At 71.2% G+C, this 21,859-nt stretch carries 24 protein-coding genes and 1 tRNA gene; 14 read left to right on the forward strand and 11 right to left on the reverse strand.

Annotation, left to right across the window (positions count from 1 at the left end; genetic code table 11):
- Nucleotides 1-55: 55 nt before the first annotated feature.
- The 3 genes from ACIRPP_RS19710 to ACIRPP_RS19720 form a co-directional block, all read right to left on the reverse strand.
- On the reverse strand, nt 56-247 hold the full coding sequence (locus ACIRPP_RS19710; RefSeq protein WP_164345273.1) for a hypothetical protein: 192 nt from the start codon (nt 245-247) through the stop codon (nt 56-58).
- 232 nt (nt 248-479) lie between these two features.
- Nucleotides 480-1,745: a PTS transporter subunit EIIC gene (locus tag ACIRPP_RS19715; protein WP_403644256.1), complete on the reverse strand. Its 1,266-nt coding sequence runs from the start codon at nt 1,743-1,745 to the stop codon at nt 480-482.
- Nucleotides 1,746-2,057: 312 nt separating this feature from the next.
- Nucleotides 2,058-3,371 (reverse strand): PTS transporter subunit EIIC, encoded by a 1,314-nt coding sequence (locus ACIRPP_RS19720; RefSeq protein ID WP_403644259.1) that lies wholly within the window; start codon nt 3,369-3,371, stop codon nt 2,058-2,060.
- 219 nt (nt 3,372-3,590) lie between these two features.
- On the opposite strand from ACIRPP_RS19720, the gene ACIRPP_RS19725 reads away from it, so the two are divergent.
- The 4 genes from ACIRPP_RS19725 (at nt 3,591) to rdgB (ending at nt 5,887) form a co-directional block, all read left to right on the forward strand.
- Nucleotides 3,591-3,824: a glucose PTS transporter subunit EIIB gene (locus ACIRPP_RS19725; RefSeq protein WP_020270294.1), complete on the forward strand. Its 234-nt coding sequence runs from the start codon at nt 3,591-3,593 to the stop codon at nt 3,822-3,824.
- A 143-nt stretch (nt 3,825-3,967) separates the two neighbouring features.
- Nucleotides 3,968-4,705: a ribonuclease PH gene (rph, locus tag ACIRPP_RS19730; RefSeq protein ID WP_403644263.1), complete on the forward strand. Its 738-nt coding sequence runs from the start codon at nt 3,968-3,970 to the stop codon at nt 4,703-4,705.
- Between the two features lie 146 nt (nt 4,706-4,851).
- Complete coding sequence (locus tag ACIRPP_RS19735; protein WP_403644266.1) at nt 4,852-5,250, forward strand: hypothetical protein; 399 nt, start codon at nt 4,852-4,854, stop codon at nt 5,248-5,250.
- Between the two features lie 34 nt (nt 5,251-5,284).
- Nucleotides 5,285-5,887, forward strand: a complete 603-nt coding sequence (gene rdgB, locus ACIRPP_RS19740) for an RdgB/HAM1 family non-canonical purine NTP pyrophosphatase (protein ID WP_403644269.1) — start codon at nt 5,285-5,287, stop codon at nt 5,885-5,887.
- Nucleotides 5,888-5,891: 4 nt separating this feature from the next.
- On the opposite strand, the gene ACIRPP_RS19745 is transcribed toward rdgB, so the two are convergent.
- Together ACIRPP_RS19745 and bcp are read right to left on the reverse strand one after the other, a co-directional pair.
- Nucleotides 5,892-5,978: transfer RNA gene (locus ACIRPP_RS19745), tRNA-Leu, on the reverse strand.
- A gap of 39 nt (nt 5,979-6,017) precedes the next feature.
- Entirely contained in the window at nt 6,018-6,485 is a 468-nt protein-coding gene (gene bcp, locus ACIRPP_RS19750; RefSeq protein ID WP_403644271.1) for a thioredoxin-dependent thiol peroxidase, read from the reverse strand.
- A gap of 147 nt (nt 6,486-6,632) precedes the next feature.
- Between bcp and ACIRPP_RS19755 the strand changes: the two genes are divergently transcribed.
- Nucleotides 6,633-6,962, forward strand: coding sequence for a DUF3618 domain-containing protein (locus tag ACIRPP_RS19755; RefSeq protein ID WP_403644274.1), 330 nt, complete (start codon nt 6,633-6,635; stop codon nt 6,960-6,962).
- A gap of 20 nt (nt 6,963-6,982) precedes the next feature.
- Entirely contained in the window at nt 6,983-7,363 is a 381-nt protein-coding gene (locus ACIRPP_RS19760) for a co-chaperone GroES (RefSeq protein WP_225610767.1), read from the forward strand.
- A gap of 102 nt (nt 7,364-7,465) precedes the next feature.
- Here the strand turns inward: ACIRPP_RS19760 and ACIRPP_RS19765 are convergent, their stop codons facing one another.
- Nucleotides 7,466-9,844 (reverse strand): transglycosylase domain-containing protein, encoded by a 2,379-nt coding sequence (locus ACIRPP_RS19765; RefSeq protein ID WP_403644276.1) that lies wholly within the window; start codon nt 9,842-9,844, stop codon nt 7,466-7,468.
- Between the two features lie 223 nt (nt 9,845-10,067).
- Here ACIRPP_RS19765 and ACIRPP_RS19770 point away from each other — a divergent pair, with 223 nt between their 5' ends.
- Nucleotides 10,068-10,898, forward strand: coding sequence for a DUF1707 domain-containing protein (locus ACIRPP_RS19770; RefSeq protein WP_403644279.1), 831 nt, complete (start codon nt 10,068-10,070; stop codon nt 10,896-10,898).
- Between the two features lie 12 nt (nt 10,899-10,910).
- Nucleotides 10,911-11,219 carry a hypothetical protein gene (locus ACIRPP_RS19775; protein ID WP_403644281.1) on the forward strand — a complete coding sequence of 103 codons (309 nt, stop codon included), beginning with the start codon at nt 10,911-10,913 and terminating at the stop codon, nt 11,217-11,219.
- A 157-nt stretch (nt 11,220-11,376) separates the two neighbouring features.
- Here ACIRPP_RS19775 and ACIRPP_RS19780 read toward each other — a convergent pair whose 3' ends face one another.
- Nucleotides 11,377-12,741: an SGNH/GDSL hydrolase family protein gene (locus ACIRPP_RS19780; RefSeq protein ID WP_403644284.1), complete on the reverse strand. Its 1,365-nt coding sequence runs from the start codon at nt 12,739-12,741 to the stop codon at nt 11,377-11,379.
- A 194-nt stretch (nt 12,742-12,935) separates the two neighbouring features.
- On the opposite strand from ACIRPP_RS19780, the gene ACIRPP_RS19785 reads away from it, so the two are divergent.
- Nucleotides 12,936-14,282, forward strand: coding sequence for a DUF445 domain-containing protein (locus ACIRPP_RS19785; RefSeq protein ID WP_403644287.1), 1,347 nt, complete (start codon nt 12,936-12,938; stop codon nt 14,280-14,282).
- A 185-nt stretch (nt 14,283-14,467) separates the two neighbouring features.
- Nucleotides 14,468-15,958: an MFS transporter gene (locus tag ACIRPP_RS19790; RefSeq protein ID WP_403644290.1), complete on the forward strand. Its 1,491-nt coding sequence runs from the start codon at nt 14,468-14,470 to the stop codon at nt 15,956-15,958.
- Nucleotides 15,959-16,017: 59 nt separating this feature from the next.
- Here the strand turns inward: ACIRPP_RS19790 and ACIRPP_RS19795 are convergent, their stop codons facing one another.
- Complete coding sequence (locus ACIRPP_RS19795; RefSeq protein WP_403644293.1) at nt 16,018-16,320, reverse strand: hypothetical protein; 303 nt, start codon at nt 16,318-16,320, stop codon at nt 16,018-16,020.
- Between the two features lie 160 nt (nt 16,321-16,480).
- Between ACIRPP_RS19795 and ACIRPP_RS19800 the strand changes: the two genes are divergently transcribed.
- The 4 genes from ACIRPP_RS19800 (at nt 16,481) to ACIRPP_RS19815 (ending at nt 19,357) form a co-directional block, all read left to right on the forward strand.
- Nucleotides 16,481-16,906, forward strand: a complete 426-nt coding sequence (locus ACIRPP_RS19800) for an Hsp20/alpha crystallin family protein (protein WP_403644296.1) — start codon at nt 16,481-16,483, stop codon at nt 16,904-16,906.
- A gap of 112 nt (nt 16,907-17,018) precedes the next feature.
- Nucleotides 17,019-17,522 carry a DUF2267 domain-containing protein gene (locus tag ACIRPP_RS19805; RefSeq protein WP_403644299.1) on the forward strand — a complete coding sequence of 168 codons (504 nt, stop codon included), beginning with the start codon at nt 17,019-17,021 and terminating at the stop codon, nt 17,520-17,522.
- A gap of 339 nt (nt 17,523-17,861) precedes the next feature.
- Complete coding sequence (locus ACIRPP_RS19810; protein WP_403644301.1) at nt 17,862-18,236, forward strand: VOC family protein; 375 nt, start codon at nt 17,862-17,864, stop codon at nt 18,234-18,236.
- A 161-nt stretch (nt 18,237-18,397) separates the two neighbouring features.
- Nucleotides 18,398-19,357 (forward strand): endonuclease/exonuclease/phosphatase family protein, encoded by a 960-nt coding sequence (locus tag ACIRPP_RS19815; protein WP_403644631.1) that lies wholly within the window; start codon nt 18,398-18,400, stop codon nt 19,355-19,357.
- A 579-nt stretch (nt 19,358-19,936) separates the two neighbouring features.
- Here ACIRPP_RS19815 and ACIRPP_RS19820 read toward each other — a convergent pair.
- The 3 genes from ACIRPP_RS19820 to ACIRPP_RS19830 form a co-directional block, all read right to left on the reverse strand.
- Nucleotides 19,937-20,566, reverse strand: a complete 630-nt coding sequence (locus tag ACIRPP_RS19820) for a hypothetical protein (protein ID WP_403644304.1) — start codon at nt 20,564-20,566, stop codon at nt 19,937-19,939.
- Between the two features lie 109 nt (nt 20,567-20,675).
- Nucleotides 20,676-20,885, reverse strand: a complete 210-nt coding sequence (locus tag ACIRPP_RS19825) for a DUF397 domain-containing protein (protein ID WP_403644307.1) — start codon at nt 20,883-20,885, stop codon at nt 20,676-20,678.
- Nucleotides 20,885-21,730 carry a helix-turn-helix domain-containing protein gene (locus ACIRPP_RS19830; protein WP_403644310.1) on the reverse strand — a complete coding sequence of 282 codons (846 nt, stop codon included), beginning with the start codon at nt 21,728-21,730 and terminating at the stop codon, nt 20,885-20,887. Before ACIRPP_RS19830 ends, ACIRPP_RS19825 begins: the two co-directional genes overlap by 1 nt.
- Nucleotides 21,731-21,859: the final 129 nt, after the last annotated feature.

Consider the following 21,859-nt stretch of genomic DNA (forward strand, 5'->3'; position numbering starts at 1 on the left):
CCAGGTGAGGAAATGGAGTGCGCCCGCCTCGGGAAGAGGCGGGCGCAGATCCGAACTACAGCTTGTGGCAGCCGAGCGACTTCCAGAGCTTGTAGTAGTCCCCGTGGCTGCAGCTCATCGGATTGCCGATCTGAGAGAAGATCCACTCACACCGGGCGCGGCTCGGCTTTCCCTCGCCGGAGGCGGCAGCAGCCTCCTCGTCGGACAGCGCAGTGAAATTCAGATCGCGCAGAGCTTGAAGGCTCATGTTTCCCCACTTTTCTCGTTGGTCGTGGCCATTTGGCCTGGTGGTGAGCCTAGGGGGGTCATCTTCCAGTGATCAAGCCGTCCTCGTATGGGCATGCTCACTGGAACCTCCGGATCATTTTTCCCCTCTGGCAGAAGGGGGCCTGCTTGGTTCATTCAAGGGCCCAGAACGCCGAATACTCCGACCGCTGAGCGGCCGGAGTATTCGGTAGATGCTTTCTTTTCTTTCCGGCCTACTTGGCCTCCGCCTTCGCCATTTCGGCCAACTCCTCATCCGATTCACGGCCCGGGGTGGGGAGGTTGAATTTCGTGATCGCGAATCGGAAGACCGCGTAGTAGACCGCTGCGAAGCAGAGACCGACGAGCGCGAGACCCCACGGGTTGGTCGCGATCCCGAGGTTGAGGAAGAAGTCGACCGCGCCGGCGGAGAAGCCGAAGCCGTCCTTCATGCCCAGCGCCCAGGTCAGGGCCATCGAAACACCGGTGAGTACCGCGTGGATCGCGTACAGGACGGGCGCGATGAACATGAAGGTGAACTCGATGGGCTCCGTGACGCCGGTGACGAACGAGGTCAGCGCGAGGGAGAACATCATGCCGCCGATCACCTTGCGGCGCTCCGGGCGGGCGCAGTGCACGATCGCCAGGCAGGCAGCGGGCAGGGCGAACATCATGATCGGGAAGAAGCCGGTCATGAACTGGCCGGCGGTCGGGTCGCCGGCGAGGAAGCGGGCTATGTCGCCGCTCTTGCCCTCGTACTCGCCCGCCTGGAACCACGGGAAGGAGTTCAGCAGGTGATGCATGCCGACCGGAATCAGGGCGCGGTTCGCGACACCGAAGATGCCTGCGCCCACTGCGCCGGAACCGACCAGCCACTCACCGAAGTTGTGCAGTCCCGTGCCGAGGACCGGCCAGATGTAGCCGAAGGCGATACCGATGAGCAGACCGGCGAACGCCGACAGGATCGGGACCAGACGGCGGCCGCCGAAGAAGCCTGCCCAGTCGGGCAGCTTGGTGCGGTAGAAGCGCTGGTAGAGCAGAGCCACGACGAGGCCCATGACGACACCGCCGAGCACCTTGGCGTCCACTGCCTGCTCGACCATCACGATCTTGCCGTCGACGATGGCTTCCTGCTTGGGCAGGCTGCTGTCGGAGAAGGTTCCGAGGACGTTCTTGAAGACCAGGTAGCCGACCACGGCGGCGAGCGCGGTCGAGCCGTCCGACTTCTTCGCGTAGCCGATGGCGATGCCCACCGCGAAGAGCAGGGCCATGTTGTCGAGAATCGCGTTGCCGCCGGCGGTCATGAACGACGCGATCTTCGTCAGGAAGGCCGGGAATTCCGGGCGCCCGAGCATGTCGGTGTTGCCGAGGCGTACCAGCAGGGCGGCCGCGGGCAGGACGGCCACCGGCAGCATCAGGCTGCGGCCGATGCGCTGCAGCACAGCCATCACGCCGGAACCCTTCTTCTTCTCGGCCGCGGGAGCGGCGCTGGCCGTGGACACAACTTCCTCCAGGGGGCATGGCGCCGCCCGTGCACAGGAAGGGAGACGGCGGCGTCCGGTGGTCTACACCACTCAGTGGTGTAGACCTGTTCTAACACGATGAAGGCCATATAAGGAACCCGTCAGTTCCGCAACCGCGGGGCTACGCACCGTGGCCGCCGAGGAAGGCCCGCGGACGGCGAAGCGGAACCCCGGGCGGGCCCACTGGCCGGCCGCCCGCCGGACCACCTGCGCGCACACCGAAAGACCCCCGGACCGGAAGGGTCCGAGGGCCGGTTCAGCCGCCCCCAGCCTAGGGGGTGACCGGGCGGGCTACGCCTTGGTGGTGTCCTCCACCTCCTCCTCGCGCTCCCGTCCCGGCGTCTTGAGGTCGAACTTCGTGATCGCGAAGCGGAAGATCACGTAGTACACGGCGGCGAAGCACAGGCCGATCGGGATGATCGCCCACGGCCGGGTCGCCAGGTTCCAGTTGATGACGTAGTCGATGAGGCCCGCCGAGAAGCTGAACCCGTCGTGCACCCCGAGCCCCCACGTCACCGCCATCGACACACCCGTCAACAGCGCGTGGATCACGTACAGCGCCGGCGCGACGAACAGGAACGAGTATTCGATGGGCTCGGTGATGCCGGTCACGAACGACGTCAGCGCCACCGACAGCATCAGGCCGCCGACCTCCTTGCGGCGGTCCGGCCGCGCGCAGTGCGTGATCGCCAGCGCCGCCGCCGGCAGCGCGAACATCATGATCGGGAAGAAGCCCGACAGGAACTGACCGGCGGTCGGGTCGCCCGCCAGGAACATGTTGATGTCGCCGTGCACCACCGTGCCGTCCGGCTTGGTGTAGCTGCCGAACTGGAACCAGATGGGCACGTTCAGGAACTGGTGCAGCCCCACCACCAGCAGCGCCCGGTTCGCGATGCCGAACACGCCCGCGCCCCACGCGCCCAGGTCGCTCATCCAGTCGCTGAAGCTCTCCAGCGCGTCACCGATCGGCGGCCACACCCACAGGCACAGCGCGGCGAACACGATCGCCGCGAACGCCATGATGATCGGGACGAGACGGCGGCCGTTGAAGAAGCCCAGCCAGTCCACCAGCTTCGTCCGGTGGAACCGCTGCCAGAAGTACGCCGCCATCAGGCCCACCACGATGCCGCCGAACACCCCCGGGTTCTGGAAGGTGAACGCCGTCACCGTCGCCGGGTCCTCCGTCACCTGGCAGCCCACGCCCGGCACCGCCGTCGCCCCCTCGGGGCAGTCCTCCGGGAACTGGCGCAGCACGTTGTAGTAGACGAGGAACCCGGCCACCGCCGCCAGCGCCGTCGACCCGTCCGACTTCTTCGCCATGCCGATGGCCACGCCCACGCAGAACAGCAGCGGCAGGCCCAGCGCACCGTCCAGCAGGGCGCCGCCCGCGCCGACCATCACCTTCGAGACGTTCGTCCAGCCCAGGCCGTCGTCGCCGAACACGTCCGGCTGCCCCAGCCGGTTGAGGATGCCGGCCGCAGGCAGCACCGCGATCGGCAGCTGAAGGCTGCGGCCCATCTTCTGCAGGCCCTGGAAGAACCGGTTCCACCGCTCACGCAGAGGGCTCGGCGCCTGGCCGGCGCTCGCGGGACTGTCGGCGCTCATCCGGTCCCCTTCGCTGGACGCTCACTGGATGCGGCGGCCGGCCCGGGCGCGGGAGTCGCCGGCCGCGGGTTTGTCGCCGGTCCACCGGGTGGTGTAGACCAGTTGACGACGGTTCCGCTGTCGTGACGCCATCATTGGGCACCCACGACATGACCGCTCGCAAAGATGGGCCAACTGTGGGTTACTGCGACAAAGCGGTTCGGATCAGGGAGAACGAACATGGCCACCAAGGCTGAGAAGATCGTTGCCGGGCTCGGCGGCATCGACAACATCGAAGAGGTCGAGGGCTGCATCACCCGCCTGCGTACCGAGGTCGTCGACCCCGCCAAGGTCGACGAAGCCGCTCTCAAGGCCGCGGGCGCCCACGGCGTCGTCAAGATGGGCACCGCCATCCAGGTCGTCATCGGAACCGACGCCGACCCCATCGCGGCCGAGATCGAAGACCTCATGTGACACCCGCGCACACCGCGCCACCACGGTCCTGAGCACGGACCGGACCGGGACCGCGCACCCGGCCCGCTCCCCACGCCGGATCCAGGGGCCCCGCCCGACCTCGGGCAGGGGCCCCGACGCGCGTACGGCTAGGCTCTTGCGCCATGTCACGCATCGACGGCCGCACCCCCGAACAGCTCCGCCCCGTCACCATCGAACGCGGCTGGAGCAAGCACGCCGAGGGCTCCGTCCTCGTCTCCTTCGGCGACACCAAGGTCATGTGCACGGCCTCCGTCACCGAAGGCGTCCCCCGCTGGCGCAAGGGCAGCGGCGAGGGCTGGGTCACCGCCGAGTACGCCATGCTGCCCCGCGCCACCAACACCCGCGGCGACCGCGAATCCGTCCGGGGCCGCATCGGCGGCCGCACCCATGAGATCAGCCGCCTCATCGGCCGCTCCCTGCGTGCCGTCATCGACTACAAGGCCCTCGGCGAGAACACGATCGTCCTCGACTGCGACGTCCTCCAGGCCGACGGCGGCACCCGCACCGCCGCCATCACCGGCTCCTACGTCGCCCTCGCCGACGCCATCGGCTGGGCCCGGTCCCACAAGCTGATCCGCGCGAGCCGGCAGCCCCTCACCGGCACCGTCAGCGCCGTCTCCGTCGGCATCGTCGACGGCACCCCCCTCCTCGACCTCTGCTACGAGGAGGACGTCCGCGCCGACACCGACATGAACGTGGTGTGCACCGGCGACGGCCGCTTCGTCGAGGTCCAGGGCACCGCCGAGGCCGAGCCCTTCGCCCGGGACGAACTCGACGCGCTGCTCGACCTCGCCGTGGCCGGCTGCACCACCCTCGCCGACGCCCAGCGCGCCGCGCTCGCCACCGCCCTCGGCGCGTAGGACGCACCGGCGACACCCGGGCCGACGCGGGCAACCGCGCCGGTCGCGGCAGCGTCTGAACCGGTGAACGGGCGCGCCGGACCCTCCGCGCGCCCGCACCAGTCACCACGGGCCCCGTACCGGCCCGCACGAGGGAGGACCCACCCATGGCCGCGAGCCGCCGACGCCGCACCGCAGCCGTCGCCGCCACCCTGGCGGCCGTCGCGCTGACCGCCGGACTGACCACCGGCTGCGCCGCCGTCGACAAGGCACTGGACTGCGTCCAGACCGCCGACGCCATCGCCGACAGCGTCACGGAGATGCAGCAGGCCGTGGACAACGCCTCCAACGACGTCACCCAGCTCGAGGAATCCCTCACCTCCATCGACAAGAACCTCGACGAGCTCGCCGACAAGACCGACAACGCCGACGTCGGCAAGGCCGTCGACGACCTCGACAAGGCCGTCGACAACGTCCGCACCTCCATCGAGAACGGCGACAAGACCCCCGACATCAGCCCCGTCACCGACGCGGCCGGTGAACTCACCAAGGTCTGCACGCCGTGACGGACGGCCCGCGCCGGCCTGGATACTGGACGCCATGACCCGCCTGATCCTCGCCACCCGCAACGCCGGCAAGATCACCGAACTCCGGTCGATCCTCACCGACGCGGGCCTGCCCCACGAACTCGTCGGCGCCGACGCCCACCCCGAGGTCCCCGACGTCAAGGAGACCGGCGTCACCTTCGCGGAGAACGCCCTCCTGAAGGCCCACGCCCTCGCCCGCGCCACCGGTCTGCCCGCCGTCGCCGACGACTCCGGCCTCTGTGTCGACGTCCTCGGCGGCGCCCCCGGCATCTTCTCCGCCCGCTGGGCCGGCACCCACGGCGACGACCGGGCCAACCTCGACCTGCTCCTCGCCCAGCTCTCCGACATCGCCGACGAGCACCGCGGCGCCCACTTCGCCTGCGCGGCCGCCCTCGCCCTGCCCGACGGCACGGAGCGGGTCGTCGAGGGCCGCCTGACCGGCACCCTCCGCCACGCCCCGTCCGGCACCGGCGGCTTCGGCTACGACCCGATCCTCCAGCCGGACGGCGAGAGCCGGACCTGCGCGGAGCTGACACCGCAGGAGAAGAACGCGATCAGCCACCGCGGCAAGGCGTTCCGCGCGCTGGTGCCGGTGGTGCGGGAACTGCTGGGCTGAACACTGGTGCGGCCGGAGGGACTCGAACCCTCACGGGAGTTACCCCACTGGGACCTAAACCCAGCGTGACTGCCAGTTCCACCACGGCCGCTCGGTGCTGCCCGGCCATGCTAGCGGCCGGGCAGCTCCCTCAGATGCCGAGATCCTTGATGATCTTCGCGACGTGGCCGGTGGCGCGGACGTTGTAGAAGGCGTGCTCGACCTTGCCCTGCTCGTCGACGACGATCGTCGAGCGGATGACGCCCATGTAGGTCTTGCCGTAGTTCTTCTTCTCGCCGAACGCGCCGTACGCGTCGAGGACCTTCTTGTCGGGGTCGGCGAGGAGGGTGACCTTCAGCGACTCCTTCTCGCGGAACTTCGCCAGCTTCTCCGGCTGGTCGGGCGAGATGCCGATCACGTCGTAGCCCGCCCCGGCGAGCACGTCGAGGTTGTCGGTGAAGTCGCAGGCCTGTTTGGTGCAGCCGGGGGTGAGGGCGGCCGGGTAGAAGTAGACGATGACCTTGCGGCCCTTGTGGCCGGCCAGGGACACCTCGTTGCCGTCGGCGTCGGGCAGGGTGAAGGCGGGGGCCTCGTCCCCGGGCTGGAGGCGTTCACTCATCGGTCTGTCTCCTCGTACGTGCGCGCTGGGTGGATCGGGTGCCGGGATCGAGGGTAACCGGGGGTGCTGACGGTGCGGCTCGGCGTGGAGCTGACAGACTGTCCGGCACAGGTATCAGCGGTATCAGCGGATTTCGGAGGCGACACGGTGGCGGACACGGCGGACACCAGAACCCCGGCGGAGATCGAGGCGGACATCAGGCGCCGTCGCGCGGTGCTGGCCGAGACCCTGGACGAGATCGGCGTGCGGGTGCACCCGAAGACGATCGTGGACGACGCGAAGGCCCGGGTCGTCTCGAACGTGGATCACACGCTGGGGCGGGCCTACGTCGGGGTCAACGCCGCGCTGAGCGAGGTGAAGGCCCAGTTCGTGGACGAGGACGGGGCGCCCCGCCTGGAGCGTGTGGTGCCGGTGGCGGTCCTGCTGGCCGGGGTCGTGGGACTGCTCGCGATGGGCTCGCGCCGGCGGCGGAGCTGACCCTCCCGCGTGCGCGGGCGATGAGGGCAGGTAGGTTTCAGAGCGTGAGCGCCAAGAGAAACGACCCCGGCTCCCAGCACGACAAGCTGCCCATCCGCATGCTGCACGACCGTGTGCTCGTACGGCAGGACACCACGGAGGGCGAGCGGCGTTCGGGGGGCGGCATCCTGATTCCCGCGACCGCGGCGGTGGGCCGGCGACTGGCCTGGGCCGAGGTGGTCGCGGTGGGGCAGAACGTGCGGACGGTGGAGCCCGGCGACCGGGTGCTGTTCGATCCGGAGGACCGTGCCGAGGTGGAGGTGCGGGGCGTGCCCTACGTGCTGATGCGGGAGCGCGACCTGCACGCGGTGGCCGCGGACCGGTTCGAGGGCTCCGAGGATTCGACCGGCTTGTACCTGTAGTCCGGCCCGTACCTGTGGACCGTGCCGGAGGGGGCCGGTGACCGTGGTGGTCACCGGCCCCCTCCGGCGCGTCCGGGCCCGGGCGCGGCGGCCCGGGCCGGGTCACTGTCTGCGGCCGCCGGTGAGCGCGCCGGTGAGGCCGCCCTGGCCGGCGGTGCCGTCGGCCCCGCCGTCGCCGGTCCCGCCCGTGGGGTCCCCGGTGGTGCCGCCGGTGGCGGTGTTCCCCTCGGTGGTGCCGCCGTCGGTGGCGCCCCCGTCCGGGGGACCGGTGCCGCCGTCGGTCTGGCCCTCGGTCTGGCCCTCGCTCTGCCCCTGGTTCTGTCCCTGCTCGTCGCCGGGCGGCCGGCTGCCGGTCTCCTGCCCGCCGGGCGTGGCCGAGCGGTCCTCCTGCTCGTCGCCGGGCTCGTCGGGTGCGGTGGAGGCGCCGCCGTCACGGGGCGGCGGCTGCGTCCGGTCGGCGCCGGGCATCAGGTCCAGGTCGAAGTCCTTGACCGGCTCGCCCTCCAGCGCCTCACGTGTGTACTGGGCCCAGATCTCGGCGGGGACGCCACCGCCGTTGACGCGGGGCAGGCCCATCGCGCCGTACAGCTTCTTCTGCGCGCCGGTCTCCGGGTCCTGGCCCATGACGGCGACGACGGTGGCGAGGTCCGGGGTGTAGCCGGCGAACCAGGCGGCCTTGTCCTCCTCGGCGGTGCCGGTCTTGCCCGCGGCGGGCCGTCCGGCGTCGAGGGCGGCGGTGGCGGTGCCGTTCTGCACGACGCCGCGCAGCACGGCGGTGGTGGTGTCGGCGGCCTGGCGGCTGACGGCCTGGCGGGTCTGCCGCTTCGGCAGTTCCACCGTCTCCCGGCCGTCCTTCGTCACCTTCTCGATCATGGTGTACGTGCCGTGCTTGCCGTGGTTGGCGAGCGTCGCGTAGACCTCGGCCATGTCCAGGACGCTGGCGGTGGCCACCCCCAGCGCGATGGACGGGCTGGGGGTCAGCGACGGCGTCTTCGGGGGCAGGCCGAGGTCGACGGCGGTCTGCATGACCTTGTCGGAGCCGACGTCGACGGCCAGCTGCGCGTACACGGAGTTGACGGACTTGTCGGTGGCCTCGCGGACGGTGATGTCGCCGTAGGAGACGTGGTCCTCGTTCTCCGGGGCGTAGTGGCCCGACCAGCCCTGCACGGGGCGCTTGTTGGTGCCGTCGTACACGGTGTTGGGCGTGATGAGCCGGCCGTCCTGGGTGTTCGACCTGTTCTCGACGGCGGAGGTGAAGACGATCGGCTTGAAGATGGAGCCGACCTGGTAGTCCCGGCGGGTCGCGTTCGGGGTGTACTGCTTGACGTAGTCGATGCCGTTGTACATCGCGACGATCTTGCCGGTCTTCGGGTCGACGGAGGCGCCGCCGGCCCGCACGTAGGTGTCGACCTTGCGGTTCTTCTTGTCGAGGCGGTCCATCAGCTTGTCGTTGACGGCGTCGACGAAGGCGTCCTGCTTGTCCTTCTGCAGCGTGGTGGTGATGCGGTAGCCGCCCCGGTCGAGTTCGTCCTCGCCGACGATCCGGTTCTTGACGAGGTGGTCCTTGACGGTGCGGACGATGTAGCCGCGCTGGCCGGACATGCCGGTGGAGGCGGTGGTCTCCTTCGGCACCGGGAACTCCATGCCGGCCCGCTCGGACTCGCTGAGCCAGCCCTTCTCGACCATGCCGTCCAGGACGTAGTTCCAGCGGGACTCGGCGGCCTTGCGGTTCTCCGGGTGGGCGATCACGTCGTACTGGCTGGGCGCGTTGACGAGCGCGGCGAGGTAGGCGGCGCGGCCGGCGTCGAGGTCCTTGGCGTCCATGCCGTAGTAGGCCTGGGCGGCGGCCTGGATGCCGTAGGCGTTGCGGCCGAAGTAGCTGGTGTTGAGGTAGCCCTCGAGGATCTGGTCCTTGCTCTGTTCCCGGTCCAGCTTGATGGCGATGAAGAACTCCTTCACCTTGCGGGTGACGGTCTGCTCCTGCCGCAGGTAGTAGTTCTTCACGTACTGCTGGGTGATGGTGGAGCCGGACTGCTTGCCCTTGCCAGTGGCCGTGTTCCAGGCGGCGCGGACCATCGCTTTGGGGTCGATGGCGGACTGGGTGTAGAAGTCCCGGTCCTCGGCGGCGAGGACGGCGTGCCGGGCGGCCTTGGAGACCCGGTCGAGGGTGACGTTCTCCCGGTTGACCTCGCCGTCCCGGGCGATGACGGAGCCGTCGGCGTACAGGTAGACGTTGGCCTGCTTGGTGGCGAGGGCGTTGGCGGGCGGGATCTTCACCAGGTGGTAGCCGAGGAAGAAGGCCCCGATCAGCAGCAGGGTGCCGATGATGAAGGTGCTGAGCACCATCCGCCAGGTGGGGATCAGACGGCGCCAGCCGGTGCGCCGGCGCTTGCCCCCCGCCGTGCCCTGCGGGGCGTCGGCCGCCTGTGGCTCTCTCGGGGCCCAGCCCGGGCCGGGCTGTGGCTGCGGCTCGTCGCTCATGTCGTGCACGGACTCCTGTTTCGCCTCGTTCGTCGCTGTACGCCTGGTGCGCTCCTTCTATTGAAGACTGTCGCATCCGGCGATCAGTTCCCCGCCGACGGCGCGCGTCGGCATCGGATGCGCCTTCTCACACGCATGGCCCGCGGCGGGGCGGGGAGGCGGGGCCGGGAGGCGTCTGTCCCGTCGTAGCCGACGGCCGGAGACAACTCGTAGGCTGACGGGTATGACCGACGACGCCGCACCGGACCTCCGCGCCTCCGACACCGACCGTGAACGGGTCGCCGACATCCTGCGCGACGCCCTCGCGGAAGGGCGCCTGGACATGGAGGAGTTCGGGGAGCGGCTGGACGCCACCTACCGGGCGCGCACGTACGGGGAACTGGCGCCGATCACCCGCGATCTGCCGTCCGCCGGGGTGAGCGCACCGGCGGTCTCGCTGACGAAGGACCCGGCGCCGTCCGACGACTGGGCGGGGCGGATCGTCGGCGGTGACGACGACGGCCGGTCCTCCTGGGCGGTCGCGGTGATGTCGGGTTTCCAGCGCAAGGGCCACTGGACGGCGCCGCGGCGGTTCAACTGCTTCGCGTTCTGGGGCGGCGGCGACATCGACCTGCGGGAGGCGAACTTCGCGGACCGCGAGATCGTGATCAACGCGGTCGCGATCATGGGCGGGGTGGACATCACCGTCCCGCCGGGCGTCGAGGTCGTGGTCCGCGGCATCGGCATCATGGGCGGCTTCGACCACCGTGAGGAGGGCGTTCCGGCCGAGCCGGGCGCGCCGCGGGTGGTCGTCACGGGCTTCGCCTTCTGGGGCGGGGTCGGCGTGCAGCGCAAACTGCCCCGCGCGGAGAAGCAGCGGCTGCGCGAGGAGCGCCGCCGCCAGAAGCTGGAGCGCAAGGCGAACCGCCGTGAGCTGGGCTCCTCCTCCGGCGCCACGTCCTGGGACGGCGGCCTGGGCGGCCTGCACGGCACGCCCGCCGAGGAGCGGCCCGAGCACCGCGACGGACGGGGCGGCCACGGCAGTCACGGCGGTCACGGCGGCTACGGTCACTGACCTGCGGCGCCGGTGCACCGGCCCGACGCGGACCCGCCGGAGACGAGGGGGCACCGGACGAGCAGGCTGCTGGAGGCGGTCTGCGCGCTGACCGTGGGCGTCCTCGTCGCGCTGCTGGTGTGGGGCGCCGACCCCGGCGCCGTGCGGGTGGCCTGGCGCGAGGGCGGCATGAGCGGGGTGACGGTCGTGTTCGTGGCGGCGTGCGCGCTGTGGCTGGTGCTGTGGCGCAGGCGCACCGGGCGCGGCCGGCTGCCGCTGCCGCTCGTGGTGCTGCTGTGCGGTGCGGCCCTCGCGCTGGTCGTGGCGTCGCCGGCCGGCTGACCCGGCCGTCGGGCCGGTCGACCGGCGTTCCTCGCCGGCTGACCGGCGCGGGCAGCGGGGGCCGGGTGGGGCTTCCCGGCTGCCCGGCTGCCCGTGCGCGTGGGCGCGTGAGTGCGCGGGGCGCCCCGTCGGCGCGTCCGGGTCCGGGGCCCGCCCGCTACAGCGCGGCTGGTGCGCTGCCGCGCAGCACGCGGAGGTCCAGGGCCTGCGCCATGCGCGTGTAGCCGCGGTCGCTGGGGTGCAGGTGGTCGCCGGAGTCGTAGACGGGACGCAGGCGCTGCGGGTCGTAGGGGTCGCGCAGCGCCTTGTCGAAGTCGGCGACGGCGTCGAAGACCCGCCCGGAGCGGATCTCGGCGTTGATCTGCTGCCGTACTGCCTCGCGCGCGTCGGTGTGGCCGCGGTGGCCGCCGAAGGGCATGAGGGTGGCGCCGACGACCTTCAGGCCGCGGGCGTGGGCCCGGTCGACGAGGGCGCGCAGGCCGCCGAGGATCCGGTCGGGGTCGCCGGCGCCGGGGTGGCGCAGGATGTCGTTGACGCCGAGGTCGACGACGACGGCGCGGACGTTGGTGCGGTCGAGGACGTCGCGGCCGAAGCGGTTGAGGCCGCTGGGGTTCTCGGGCGGACGGCCGAGGCCGTCGGTGAGGACGCGGTTGCCGCTGATGCCCTCGTTGACGACGCTGAGCCGGGGCACCTTCCGCCCCTCGTCGAGGGCGGCGCGCAGCCGGTCGGACAGCACGTCGGGCCAGCGGTTGTTGGCGCCGACGGTGGAGGTCACCCCGTCGGTGAGGGAGTCGCCGAACGCGACGAGGGTGCCGTCCGAGTCGTTGCTGAGCACGTCCAGCGCCGTCACGTACCGCCAGTAGCGGCTCTGCGTGGTGTACGGGGCGCCGGTGGTGTCCCCGGTGTGCTGCCCCTCGGCGACGTAGGAGATCTGGCGGGCGCGCGGGTGGTGGGTGACGGGCCCGGAGGCGGTGGGGGAGTAGGTGGTGATCAGCACGTCGCCGTCGGGCGGGACGGTGATGCGGACGGCGTCGCTCATCACCTGGCCGCCGGCCGGGACGACGACGGTGCGGCTGCCGGTGAAGGTGAGCGGCCGCAGGGTGCCGGTGACCGCCGCGGGACCGCCGGGGCCCGCCGCGACGGCGATGGAGGCGTGCGTGATGGTCAGCGGGGACTGGCCGTAGAGATTGGACAGCGTGACGCGGGCACTCGTACCGCCGGCGCTGGTGTGGACGACGTTGCGCACCGAGCGGCCCGCCAGCCCGGTGGTCTCGGTGCCGGGTTCGCCGCCGACCGGGGCGGTGGCCCAGGAGGCCACCCAGGTGCCGGTGGAGGCGGGTGCGGCCGGGTTGCGCGGCGCGTGCCCTGTGGCGAGGGTGTCGCGGTCCTGCGTGCCGTCGTCCGCGGCGACGCCCGCGTAGAGCGCGGCGGAGAGAGCCACTATCGCGGCGAGGACGGCGGCGAGCAGGGCGCGCTGTTTCGCTGGAGGCGCCCCCGCGCCTCCGTCACGACCCCGGGTCATGCTGTTCTGTTCTCCTCGGGAGGTGGGAGCCCCGAGGCTCCGGTCCGACGAACCCATGATGCGTCACGGGCGGGAGGCGGCCCGCGCCACCCCGCGCGGTCGCCCCTCGGGACAGACGCCGGGAACTCCTGTTCCGTTCCGGGAGTCGGTCAGGAAGGGACAATGTGTGAGGGATCACCGAACGGGTGGAGTGGATGGAACGGACTGAAACGCCAGAATCCGGACAAGGTGACGCCGAGGGGCAGCATGCCCGTTCCGGCGCCGTCACGAACCGCGCGATGACCTCGTTCAGCCCCGCGGACGAGGAGAAGCGGCGCGGGGTGCGCCGGATGAAGCTCACCGCCACCGGTCTGCTGGTCTTCGTGGCCGTGGTCTACGTCCTCGCCGAATGGGCCTCCCACCGGGGTGCCGGCGCCTGGGCGGGGTACGTGTCCGCCGCGGCCGAGGCGGGCATGGTCGGCGCGCTCGCCGACTGGTTCGCCGTCACCGCCCTGTTCCGTCACCCGCTCGGCCTGCCCATCCCGCACACGGCGATCATTCCCCGGAAGAAGGATCAGCTCGGCGTCTCCCTGGGGGAGTTCGTCGGCGAGAACTTCCTCTCCGAGGACGTGGTGCGGGACCGGCTGCGGGCCGTCGGCATCGGCAGCCGGCTGGGCGCCTGGCTCGCCGTCCCCGAGCACGCCGACCGGGTCACCGCCGAGCTCGCGGCGGCCCTGCGCGGCGCGCTGGCCGTGCTGCGCGACTCCGACGTCCAGGCCGTGGTGGGCGAGGCCATCACCCGCCGCGCCGACGCCCAGGAGATCGCGCCCGGCATGGGCAAGATGCTGGACCGGATCGTCGCCGACGGCGGCCACCGGCGGGCCGTCGACCTGGTCGTGACCCGTGCCCACGACTGGCTGGAGCTGCACGGCGACACCGTGATGGAGGCGGTCCACGTCGGCGCGCCCGGCTGGACCCCGCGGTTCGTGGACCGCAAGGTCGGCGAGCGCGTCTACAAGGAACTGCTGCGTTTCGTCACCGAGATGCGCGACATGCCGGACCACCCCGCGCGCGGCGCGCTGGACCGCTTCCTCACCGACTTCGCCTCCGACCTCCAGTCCGACACCGAGACCCGCGCCCGCGTCGAGCGCCTCAAGGGCGAGATCCTCGGCCGCAGCGAGGTCCAGGACCTCATCGCCTCCGCGTGGACCGCGGTGCGCGCCATGATCGTCGCCGCGGCGGAGGACGAGCGCAGCGAGCTGCGGCTGCGGGTGCGGGCCTCCCTGCTGTCCCTGGGCGCCCGGATGTCCGCCGACCCCAAGCTGCAGGGCAAGGTCGACGGCTGGCTGGAGAGCGCCGCGGTGTACGTCGTCACCACCTACCGCAAGGAGATCACCTCCCTGATCACGGACACGGTGGCGGGCTGGGACGCCGAGCACACCACGAAGAAGATCGAGGCGAACATCGGCCGGGACCTGCAGTTCATCCGGATCAACGGCACGGTGGTCGGTTCCCTGGCGGGTCTCGTCATCCACACCGTCTCGCGGGCCCTGGGGGCGTAGGCGCGGCGCGGGGTGGCGGGGCCGTGGGAGCGCCCGTCCGCGCCGTGGTGGGCGTAAAAGGGCCGACTCCAGGGCACCCGACGGAGGTTCGCGCCCCCGAGGACCCGACGACGGCTCGTCCCGCACCGAGGACCGGCGGGGCGCGGGCGTGCCGACGAGTCGTCGAGGAGCCGAGGAGGGGGCCCATGACCACCGCGCGGTCCGGGACCGGACGCACCATCACCACGAGCATTCCCGCCCGCCTGGACCGCCTGCCCTGGTCCCGCTGGCACTGGTCGATCGTCATCGGCCTCGGCACGGTGTGGATCCTCGACGGCTTCGAGGTCACGATCGTCGGCAACATCGCCGCCCGCCTGTCCGAGCCCGGCAGCGGCCTGCCCATCACCTCCGGCGAGGTCACCGGCATCTCCGCCGCCCTGTACGTCGCCGGAGCCTGTACCGGCGCCCTGTTCTGGGGCCGCCTCACCGACCTGTGGGGCCGCAAGAAGCTCTTCATGATCACCCTCGCGGTCTACCTGGGCGCCACCGCCCTGACCGCGTTCTCCTTCGACACCTGGTGGTTCTTCCTCTTCCGCTTCCTGACCGGCTTCGGCATCGGAGGCGAGTACGCGGCCATCAACTCCGCCATCGACGAGCTGATCCCGGCCCACTACCGGGGTCGCGTGGGCCTGCTCATCAACGGCAGCTACTGGCTGGGCGCGGTCGGCGGGGCCCTGCTGTCGATCGTCGCGCTCGACACGTCGATCTTCCCGGCCGACGTGGGCTGGCGGCTCACCTTCGGGCTGGGCGCCGTCCTGGCCCTGGTGATCCTCCTGGTCCGCCGGCACGTCCCGGAGAGCCCGCGCTGGCTGCTGATCCACGGCCGTGACGACGAGGCCGAACGCATCGTCTCCGCCATCGAGCGACGTGTGGAGGACGAACGGGGAGAGGCGCTGCCGCGGCCCGAGGGCGAGCTGACCATCCATCAGCGCCGCAGCGTCTCCTTCGCCGAGATCGCCCGCACCGTCCTCGCCCGGTACCGCCGGCGCGCCGCCCTGGGCTTCTCCCTCTTCATCGGCCAGGCGTTCCTCTACAACGCCATCACCTTCGGCTTCGGCGCGATCCTCACCCGGTTCTTCGACGTGCCGAGCGGCCACACCGGCTACTACTTCGCCGTCATCGCGCTCGGCAACTTCCTCGGCCCGCTGCTGCTGGGCACGTTGTTCGACACGGTCGGCCGCCGGGTGATGATCTCCGGGACGTATCTGCTCTCCGGACTGCTGCTGTTCGGCACGGCCTGGCTGTTCGACCGGGGTGCGCTGGACGCGACCACCATGACGGCCTGCTGGTGCGCGGTGCTGTTCTTCGCCTCGGCGGGCGCCTCCAGCGCCTACCTCACCGTCTCCGAGATCTTCCCGATGGAGACCCGCGCCATGTCCATCGCCTTCTTCTACGCCATCGGCACGGCCGCGGGCGGCATCAGCGGCCCGCTGCTCTTCGCGGAACTCACCAACACCGGCAAGGTCGCCGACACCGTCCTCGCGTTCCAGATCGGCGCCGGACTGATGTGCCTGGCGGGCCTGGTGGCCGTGTTCCTCGCGGTGAACGCGGAACGCCGCGCGCTGGAGGACATCGCCCGGCCGCTGACGGCCGCAGCGAAGGAGCCGGGGCCGGACGTGCAGCCGGCGGCCACCTGACGGCGGGTCGGCCGGGCCGGGGGCGGGGCGTCCTCGCCCGACGGCGCGGCCGGGCTGGCTCAGCCGCGCCGGTCGGCCACGGCCCAGGACGCCAGCGCCACGGCCCCGGCGACCCCGAACACGGCCGGCCAGGCACCGACCTTCTTGGCCAGCGGGTGCGACCCGGCGAAGGCGGCGACGTAGGCGGCGGTCAGCGCGCTCGCGGCCGTACCCCCGGCGCGCTGCTGCCACTGCCGGGCCGCGGCCGTCCCCGCGGCGGCGAGGACGACCCCGCCCAGCGGGCGCTGCCGCGTCCAGCGGGCCACCCCGTACCCGCCGACGATCCCGCTCGCGGCCACCACTGAACTGGGAACCCTCGCCATGCTGCCCGCCTCCTGGTGCTCCCCCGAAGGGGTCGGTCTCTCTGACCTCCGAGGTTACCGGTGCCCCTAGTTGAGTCGGCACTTGTCAAGTTTCCTCCTCCGGGCTATATAAGAAGTACGGGCATCGCAGAGATCGGACCCGAGGAAAGGAGTGACCGTGATGCTCATGCGCACCGACCCCTTCCGCGACCTCGACCGCCTTGCGCAGCAGTTCTTCGGGAACGGAGTGGCCGGCCGTGCGGCCGCCATGCCGATGGACGCGTACCGGTCGGGTGACGAGTTCCTCGTCCACTTCGACCTTCCGGGCGTCGACCCCGAGACGATCGAGCTGGACGTCGAGCGCAATGTCCTGACCGTGCGGGCCGAGCGCCGTTCCCCGGTCCCCGAGGACGCCCAGACCCTCGTGGCCGAGCGTCCCAGCGGCACGTTCACCCGCCAGCTCTTCCTCGGCGACACCCTGGACACCGAGCGCATCGACGCGTCGTACGACGCCGGCGTCCTGACCCTGCACATCCCGGTGGCCGACCAGGCCAAGCCGCGCCGCATCCGGATCACCGGCGGCGACCGCAAGCAGATCGGCCGCTGACCGCGGCCCGAACGCGTCCCGCGGTACGGCCTGCCGCGGGACGCGGCCCCGTGCCCGCCGGTCTCCGGCAGTGGCGCCGCAGGCCATCAGCAGGAGAGGAGTCCGAAGCAGCATGACGACGATGACCCCGAACAAGCCCGCGCCTTCGCACCGGGACCGGGTGATCCCGGCCCCGCACCCCGACCGTGCCGCGCGTACGCCGCGCCGCGGGGACGACGAACGCTGGCTGGAACTCGTCGAGGCCGTACGCGAGTCGGGCCAGTACGCGACGAGGGCGGAGGCGGAGCGCGTCACGCGGATCGTCCTGTCGGCCCTCGGCGGCCACGTCGTCGGCGACGAGCGGGTCGAACTGGCCCGCGCCCTGCCCGAGGAGGCCGCGCGTGTGGTCGCCTCCCAGATCCCGGCGACCCGCCCGCTGTCGGCGCCGGAGTTCGTCGACTCGGTGGCCACCCGCATCGAGGGCGCGACGGCGGCGACGGCCCGCTGGGACGTCAGCTCGGTCCTCAGCGTCCTCCCGGCGCTGGCCGGTGAGGACCTGATCACCCGCATCCTGGACCAGCTGCCCCCCGGCTACGCCCTCCTCTTCGGCCGGGCGGAACTCGCCCCGGCGGAGTGACCCTCGGGCGTCCGCCCGCCGCCCCCTCCGTGCGCCGGACCCCACCTGCCCGCCGCCGTCCCGTTCGTAGCCCCCGTGTACCCCCTCCGTGTACCCCTCCGCGACGGGACGGCGGCGACGGCGGGACGGGATCCGGCGCGCTGCCGTGCGGGGCCGGGGCCAGGGCCGGGGCGAGGCACTGCGGGGCCGGGCGGACGGGGCACGCGCGCGAAAACCGTTCGACGCCCCTCCCCGTGAAGGGACATGCTGCGGTGCGAGGAGCCCGGGACCGGAACGCCGGGACCCCCGAGGGCTCCGATCCCGGAGCCCGGACCGCGCCGTCCGACCACCGGAGGACCGTTGCACCCCACCATCCGCCACATCACCCTCGACTGCACGGGTGACCCCTACGACCTGGCCCGATTCTGGAGTGCCCTGCTGGGCAAGCCGGTGTCCGACGACGACAGGCCCGGTGACCCGGAGGCGCTGATCGAGGACCCCGCCGGCGGACCCGGCCTGCTGTTCGTCCGGGTCGAGGAGGGCAAGGCGGTCAAGAACCGCGTCCACTTCGACCTGAAGCCGACCGGCCGCACCCGTGCCGAGGAAGTGGCCCGGGCACTGTCCCTCGGTGCCCGCCAACTGGCCGACCACACCCGCCCGGACGGCAGGGGCTGGGTCACGATGGCCGACCCGGAGGGCAACGAGTTCTGCGTGGAACGCGGCGACCTGGGCTGACAGTGAGGACGTGGGTGGCTTCTCCGCCCGCTCTCCGGCCTCCCCGGCCCCCGGAACCACGCGCGCGGGCCCGCGCGTCCTGTTGATCGAGATCGGACAAGGGGCCGCGCATCGTGCAGGGAACGGACGGAACACCCGGGCGGGGCCGGTCCCTGCGGGCGATGTGGGACCGCGGACCGGCCCGGGCCGGTGGACTCCTCCGGGCGCGCGGCCGGATCCTCGCGGCCCTCGCGGTCCTGACGGCCGGTCTCCTGACTTTCCACCGGGCGGTGCCCAACTCGGTGGGCAGCATGGGGAGTCTGCTGGAGAGCTTCCTTCCCTGGCTCGGCCTGGCCGTGCCGGTGCTGCTCGTCCTGGCCCTGATCCGCCGCTCGGCCCTCGCCCTGGTCGCCCTCCTGCTGCCGGTGGCCGCCTGGACCCACCTCTTCGGCGGCCGGCTCCTGCCCGCCGGAAGCCCGGGTCTCCGTGACCTGACCGTCGTCCAGCACAACGTGAGCGACGAGAACCCCGACCCGGCGTCCACGGCCCGCGCCCTGGCCGCCGCCGAGCCGGACCTCATCGCCCTGCAGGAACTGCTCCCGGAAGCCGTCCCGGCCTACGAGAAGGAGCTGCGGGCGGACTACCCGCACCACGACATCCGGGGCACCGTCGGCCTCTGGTCGAAGCACCCCCTCACCGGCGCCCGCGCCCTCGACATCAAGCCCCGCGGCATCACCGAGCCGTGGAAGCGCGGCCTGCGCGCCGAGGTCCACACCCCGCACGGCCGCCTCGCCGCCTACGTCGTCCACCTGCCGTCGGTCCGCATCCGCCCGACCGGCCTCGCCTCGTCCTGGCGCGACGAGAGCGCCCGCCGCCTGGGCAGCGCCGTCGCCGCCGAGCCGGTACGGCACGTGATCCTCATGGGCGACCTCAACGCCACGGTCCACGACCGCGCCCTGAACCCGCTGACTTCCCGGCTGGAGGCCCCGCCCCGCGGCTTCGCCCTCTCCTTCCCGGCCGCCTTCCCCGTCGCCCGCATCGACCAGGTGCTGGCCCGCTCGGCCACCGTCCACGGCATCCGCACCCTGCCCAGGACGGAGAGCGACCACTTGCCGGTGACGGCGCGGATCACACTGCGGTAGCGGACAGGCGGCCTGTCGCATGGGCCGTGCCCTTCGTGCAGGGCGGTACGCAGTGCCGGCGTCACCCGCTCGCGGTGTCCGAGGACCACTCCGAGGAACGCCGTTGTCCAGCCCGGCCAGATTCCACAAGAACTGCTATCGCAGTGTCGGGAGCGCCGGGACAGCACCAGAAGACACGACCCGCCGAAACCGCGACGGTCATCGGGTGGGAATGCCCTGGGCAGGGCGGAAAGGGTGTGCTGCCCATGATCTCCTGGCCGCTGTCCACCACCGCATGAGCGAGTTCTCCGGCGAGCCCCACAGGCCCTTGCTGGGCATTGACGAGAACGCGCACCTCTTCACCACGGAGGGAGAGGTCGACGGCGGCCTCCGGGTAGTCACGCTCCAAGGGCATGCCCAACAGAGACGATCCCTGCGCGCGCAGGTCACCGTCGTCATGCGGCCGCACAGCGGTGACCCGAACACTGACACCGCTCAGGCGGCTGAGCGATGCCGCCACGTGAGCCGCAGTGGCGCCCACCTGTGCCAAGAGATCATCGAACGACGACAAAGATTCCGCCTCGTTGAGTTCAGTTCAGTTCAGTTCAGCATGTTCCACACGACCGCCGAACGGGCCTCGGAGACGAGCTCGTCGAAGCCCGACCCACCGGCACCCCCTGACGCGGGCCCGGCCGACCGCTGCGCGGGCTTCTCCGGTTCGATGACCCACAACGGGCTGCCGCCGGGCACGGCCGCGACTCCCTGGAACCGCAGATCACCGGCGATCCACAGCACCCCCCGCCCGTCGGTCATCCCGAGCCACACGCTGTGCGGGACCACGGCCACGAACGAGGCGGCGACACTCTTGTCCGGGGCCAGCAGCACCACGCGCCGATGCACCGCCTTCCCCTCGATCTCCTCCAGACGGCACGGCCAGACCTGCCAGCGACTGGCCTCCAGGAGGGTCAGCAACCGCCGCGGCGCCTTCACACAGGCCGAGCGGTAGCCCGCCAGCAGACCCAGCAGGATCGCGCTCAGCGGCGCGAGTACGAGCACAGGCTCTTCGCGGAAGATCGCGTAGAAGACACCGAGGAAGACGAGCGAGCCCAAGGCCAACCACAGCACCCGGCGCTGCGCGCTCTTCCGGAACTCCTCCACCTGGGCCCGGACCCCCACTGTGTCCGCCGCGGGCCGCGGTGACACCTGGTACCCGTACTCCTCGGCCAGCATCCGTCCCGCCCCCCGACGTCAGCCCCGCGAGCCTCGCGGGCGGGGGCATCGTAGGACAGCAACCGGCATGCTGCCAGGCGGAGTTGCATCTATGGCCGCTACTCGGCAGTCATAGCGGCCGCTCGTCGGCGACGTGTTGGCGCACGTCGGCTATGAAGTGGGCCCACGCTGTGGAAGAGACCTCAAGGCGGGCGGACGCGGTTCTCTTGGAATCGCGTATGAGCATCCCGGTGGGAACGCACGCGGCTTCCACACACTCCGTCCCGCTGCCCCCACTGTACGTCGAGGTGAACCAGCTGAGGTCTGAGTGTTCCTTCATCAGGTCTCCCTACAGAGCCGTTCGATGAGTTCGGTGGAGGACTCGAAGTCGAGCGCCTGGGCGCTGAGGTACTCGAACGCCAACTTATAGCGCTCCAGTTCCTTGGGCTTCTCCATGAAGAGTCCACCGCCGAGGAGGTCCACATACACCACGTCAAGCTCGCGTGCCTGTCCACGAAGGACGGCGAAACTTCCAACGGCCGCAGCGTGCGCGCCGCAAGCAAACGGCAGCACCTGCACGGTGATACGCGGTCGGTCGGCCAGCACGAGCAGATGTTCAAGTTGCTGTCGCATGACGTGGTGGCCACCCACCTGGCGACGGAGAGCAGCTTCATCGATCACTGCCCAGATGTGGGGTGGGTCGTCCCGGTCCAGCAACTCCTGGCGTTTCATACGGATGTCGACCATGTGTTGCACTTCGCGTTCCTCACACCGAACTTCTGAGGCTCGATGCACAGCCTCCGCGTAGGCCCGGGTTTGGAGGAGGCCAGGGATGTACATGCAGGCGTAGTGGTCCTCCCTCACTACCTCGTCTTCGAGGGTGAGCATGAGGTTCATGGACTCGGGGATGGGGTCATCGAGGGACCGCCACCACCCCTGGATCCGGGCGCCCTTCGCCAGCTCGACCAGTGCCAAACGTTCCTCGTCGGTCGCACCGTACTCACGGCAGAGGGCATCTACCGCCGGCCATTTGACGGCCCCTTCCTTGGTCTCGTACCGACTGAGCGTCGCCTTGGAAATGCCGACGCGGGCTCCGGCCTCCTCCAGCGTGAGCTGCTTCTGTTCACGGAGCCGACGCAGGTCGGCGCCAAGCTGGCGCCTGCGGGTAGTGGGTCCAACTGCCATGACTCAGGCCCTTCGTGTCCGTCCACGTGATCCTGGCCGCCTCCCAAACTTGACGGCAAGGCGGTGTGCGCCCGGGGCGCATACAAGGTGCCTGCACTCCGAGCGGGTGGTGATGAGAGTTTCATTTTG

Origin of the sequence: Streptomyces sp. NPDC101219 (assembly GCF_044767675.1) — a bacterium.
Taxonomy (GTDB): domain Bacteria; phylum Actinomycetota; class Actinomycetes; order Streptomycetales; family Streptomycetaceae; genus Streptomyces.

Bases quoted from the DNA above. Each gene is read 5' to 3' on its own strand.
- ACIRPP_RS19710 (WP_164345273.1), bottom strand. From the start codon at position 247: ATGAGCCTTCAAGCTCTGCGCGATCTGAATTTCACTGCGCTGTCCGAC.
- ACIRPP_RS19720 (WP_403644259.1), bottom strand. From the start codon at position 3,371: ATGAGCGCCGACAGTCCCGCGAGCGCCGGCCAGGCGCCGAGCCCTCTG.
- ACIRPP_RS19725 (WP_020270294.1), top strand. From the start codon at position 3,591: ATGGCCACCAAGGCTGAGAAGATCGTTGCCGGGCTCGGCGGCATCGAC.
- rph (WP_403644263.1), top strand. From the start codon at position 3,968: ATGTCACGCATCGACGGCCGCACCCCCGAACAGCTCCGCCCCGTCACC.
- ACIRPP_RS19735 (WP_403644266.1), top strand. From the start codon at position 4,852: ATGGCCGCGAGCCGCCGACGCCGCACCGCAGCCGTCGCCGCCACCCTG.
- rdgB (WP_403644269.1), top strand. From the start codon at position 5,285: ATGACCCGCCTGATCCTCGCCACCCGCAACGCCGGCAAGATCACCGAA.
- bcp (WP_403644271.1), bottom strand. From the start codon at position 6,485: ATGAGTGAACGCCTCCAGCCCGGGGACGAGGCCCCCGCCTTCACCCTG.
- ACIRPP_RS19760 (WP_225610767.1), top strand. From the start codon at position 6,983: ATGAGGGCAGGTAGGTTTCAGAGCGTGAGCGCCAAGAGAAACGACCCC.
- ACIRPP_RS19765 (WP_403644276.1), bottom strand. From the start codon at position 9,844: ATGAGCGACGAGCCGCAGCCACAGCCCGGCCCGGGCTGGGCCCCGAGA.
- ACIRPP_RS19770 (WP_403644279.1), top strand. From the start codon at position 10,068: ATGACCGACGACGCCGCACCGGACCTCCGCGCCTCCGACACCGACCGT.
- ACIRPP_RS19780 (WP_403644284.1), bottom strand. From the start codon at position 12,741: ATGACCCGGGGTCGTGACGGAGGCGCGGGGGCGCCTCCAGCGAAACAG.
- ACIRPP_RS19785 (WP_403644287.1), top strand. From the start codon at position 12,936: ATGGAACGGACTGAAACGCCAGAATCCGGACAAGGTGACGCCGAGGGG.
- ACIRPP_RS19790 (WP_403644290.1), top strand. From the start codon at position 14,468: ATGACCACCGCGCGGTCCGGGACCGGACGCACCATCACCACGAGCATT.
- ACIRPP_RS19795 (WP_403644293.1), bottom strand. From the start codon at position 16,320: ATGGCGAGGGTTCCCAGTTCAGTGGTGGCCGCGAGCGGGATCGTCGGC.
- ACIRPP_RS19800 (WP_403644296.1), top strand. From the start codon at position 16,481: ATGCTCATGCGCACCGACCCCTTCCGCGACCTCGACCGCCTTGCGCAG.
- ACIRPP_RS19805 (WP_403644299.1), top strand. From the start codon at position 17,019: ATGACGACGATGACCCCGAACAAGCCCGCGCCTTCGCACCGGGACCGG.
- ACIRPP_RS19815 (WP_403644631.1), top strand. From the start codon at position 18,398: ATGTGGGACCGCGGACCGGCCCGGGCCGGTGGACTCCTCCGGGCGCGC.
- ACIRPP_RS19820 (WP_403644304.1), bottom strand. From the start codon at position 20,566: ATGCTGGCCGAGGAGTACGGGTACCAGGTGTCACCGCGGCCCGCGGCG.
- ACIRPP_RS19825 (WP_403644307.1), bottom strand. From the start codon at position 20,885: ATGAAGGAACACTCAGACCTCAGCTGGTTCACCTCGACGTACAGTGGG.
- ACIRPP_RS19830 (WP_403644310.1), bottom strand. From the start codon at position 21,730: ATGGCAGTTGGACCCACTACCCGCAGGCGCCAGCTTGGCGCCGACCTG.